At 72.8% G+C, this 2,825-nt stretch carries 1 protein-coding gene and 2 pseudogenes; 2 read left to right on the plus strand and 1 reads right to left on the minus strand.

The features are described from left to right. Both I59_RS02110 and I59_RS02115 read left to right on the plus strand, forming a co-directional pair. Positions 1-258, plus strand: a pseudogene (locus tag I59_RS02110) (TetR/AcrR family transcriptional regulator); the annotation flags it as partial. A 71-nt stretch (positions 259-329) separates the two neighbouring features. After that, on the plus strand, positions 330-2,357 hold the full coding sequence (locus tag I59_RS02115) for a M3 family metallopeptidase (protein ID WP_022902462.1): 2,028 nt from the start codon (positions 330-332) through the stop codon (positions 2,355-2,357). Positions 2,358-2,561: 204 nt separating this feature from the next. Here I59_RS02115 and I59_RS02120 read toward each other — a convergent pair. Further along, a pseudogene (locus I59_RS02120) lies at positions 2,562-2,825 on the minus strand (ATP-dependent Clp protease ATP-binding subunit ClpX); the annotation flags it as partial.

Here is a 2,825-nt window from a genome sequence, read left to right on the forward strand (position 1 = left end):
CGCGTTCGGGAGCTCGGCTCGACCTCGCCGACGGTGGCCCGGATCGCCCGGGAGCACAAGGAGTCGTTCCAGGAGTACGTCGCCGGGCTCGCGGCCGAGGTCGTGCCGGACCGGGTCGCGGCCGAGGAACTCGCCGCCCAGCTGGCGCTCCTCGCCGAGGGCGCCCAGACCACCGCGGCGATCGCGGGCGACAGCGCATCGGCGACGCACGCGCGACGCGCCGCCGCGACCCTCATCGACGCGGCCACGCGCGCCTGAGGCGCGACCACGGACCGGACGGGAGGCGCGGGGCGGGCCCGCACCGCGCCTCCAGTCCGTAGGGTGGCGGCATGGCAACCCCGTTCGACGAACCGAGCACCCTCCCCTACGCCCTCCCGCCGTTCACCGACGTCCGGCTCGAGCACTTCCGCCCCGCGTTCGACGCGGGCACGGCCGAGCAACGAGCGGAGGTCGAGGCGATCGCCACGAACCCGGACGCGCCGACCTTCGAGAACACGCTCGTGGCCCTGGAGCGCTCGGGGCAGCGACTGGCCCTCGTGAGCCACGTGTTCTTCACGCTGTCGTCGGCCGACTCGACGCCCGAGCTGCACGACCTCGAGGCCGAGATCTCGCCGCTCCTCGCCGCCCACACTGACGCGATCACCCTCGACGGCCGGCTCTACGCGCGGATCGACGCGGTCCGTGCGGGCCTCGACGACCGGACGGACCTCACCGACGAGGACCGCCGGCTCGTCGAGCGCACGCACACCGAGATGACGCTCGCCGGTGCCGGGCTGGACGACACGGGCAAGGAGCGCTTGACCGCGATCAACCAGGAACTCTCGACGCTGACCACGACGTTCGAGCGGAACCTGCTCGAGGACACGAACGACCTCGCCGTGCACGTCAGCTCCGAGGACGAACTCGCCGGACTCGACGACGGCGCGAAGTCCGCGGCAGCCGGCGCCGCAGCAGACCGCGGCCTCGACGGTTGGCTCATCACGCTGCCGCTCTACACCGGGCACCCGTGGCTCGGCTCGCTCACGGACCGGAGCCTGCGGCAGCGGATCATGGAGGCGTCACTCTCCCGCGGCCGCCGCGGCAACGAGCACGACAACCGCGAGGTCCTGCTCCGCATCGTCCGGCTCCGCGCCGAGCGCGCCGAGCTGCTCGGCTTCCCGAACCACGCAGCGGTCGTGACCGCCGACGAGACCGCGGGGACCCCCGAGGCCGTCGACGGGCTGCTCTCGTCGCTGGTCGGTGCCGCCGCCCGGAACGCCGACGACGAGCGCGAGGTCCGCGCCCGGGTCCTCGGGCACGAGGTCGAGGCGTGGGACTGGGCGTACGCGACCGAGCTCCTGCGCGGCGAGCAGTTCGCGGCGGACAGCTCGGCGCTCCGCCCGTACTTCGAGGCCGACCGGGTCCTGCACGACGGCGTCTTCCACGCGGCCGGCGAGCTGTACGGCCTCACCTTCACCGAACGTCCCGACCTGCACGGGTACAACGACGAGGTCCGGGTGTTCGAGGTGCGCGGGTCCGACGGCGAGGAGGTGGGCCTCTACCTGCTCGACCTGTACACGCGGGACGGCAAGCGCGGCGGAGCGTGGATGAACCCGGTCGTCGAGCAGTCCGCGCTGCTCGGCACGCTGCCCGTCGTCGTGAACAACCTCAACGTGGCGAAGCCCGCCGCCGGCTCCCCCACGCTCCTGATCCAGGACGAGGTCGAGACGCTCTTCCACGAGTTCGGACACGCCCTGCACGGTCTCATCGCGCGGACGACCTACCCCCGTTTCTCGGGCACGAACGTCGAGCGGGACTTCGTCGAGTTCCCGTCGCAGGTCAACGAGATGTGGGTGTCGTGGCCGTCCGTCCTGGCGAACTACGCCAAGCACCACGAGACCGGGGCGCCGCTGCCCCCGGAACTCGTCCTGGGGTTGAGCGAGTCCGAGGGGTTCAACGAGGGCTTCGCCACGACCGAGTACCTCGCGGCAGCGCTGCTCGACCAGGCGTGGCACCGACTCTCGGCTGACGCGGCCGCTGCGGTCACGGACGTCGAGGCGTTCGAGCGTCAGGCCCTGACGGATGCGGGCATCGCGGTCGAGGCCGTGCCGCCGCGGTACTCGTCGACGTACTTCGCGCACACGTTCTCGGGCGGGTACGACGCCGGCTACTACGGGTACATCTGGTCCGAGGTGCTCGACGCCGACACCGTGGAGTGGTTCCGCGACAACGGGGGCCTCTCGCGTGAGGCGGGCGCGCGGTTCGCGTCGCGGTTGCTCCGCGTCGGTGGGTCGAAGGATCCGCTCGAGGCGTACCGGGACTTCCGCGGGCGCGATGCCGAGGTCGGGCCGCTGCTGCGGCGCCGCGGGCTCGAGTAGCGCGCGGGGCGGGCGCGGGCCGCGGGCCGCGCCCGCGGGCCCGCGCGCGGGCCGCGGTGCGAGTCGCCAGCGCACAACCAAAGTCACCTCGCACTACGGATCACCGTGGTGCGAGGTGACTTTGGTTGTGCGGGCGCGTACGTGTGAGCGCACGGGCGCGCGTGCGCGCCGCTGCGCGGGCGGTCCGGCGTCGGCAGCGTCCGGCTACGCGGACTTCTCGATGCGCTTCGCGCGTGGCCGCGGCACGATCGTCGGCGCGGCGTTCTCGAGCACCGACTCGCGGGTGATCACCACGCGTGCCACGTCGTCGTCCGAGGGGACGTCGAACATCACCGGGCCGAGGACCTCTTCGAGGATGGCCCGCAGACCCCGAGCACCGGTCTGTCGGAGCACCGCGAGGTCCGCGATGGCCTCGAGCGCGCCCCGCTCGAACTCGAGCTCCACGCCGTCGATCTCGAACATCCGCGG

This window comes from Curtobacterium sp. B8, assembly GCF_000333315.1.
GTDB classification, from domain to species: domain Bacteria; phylum Actinomycetota; class Actinomycetes; order Actinomycetales; family Microbacteriaceae; genus Curtobacterium; species Curtobacterium luteum.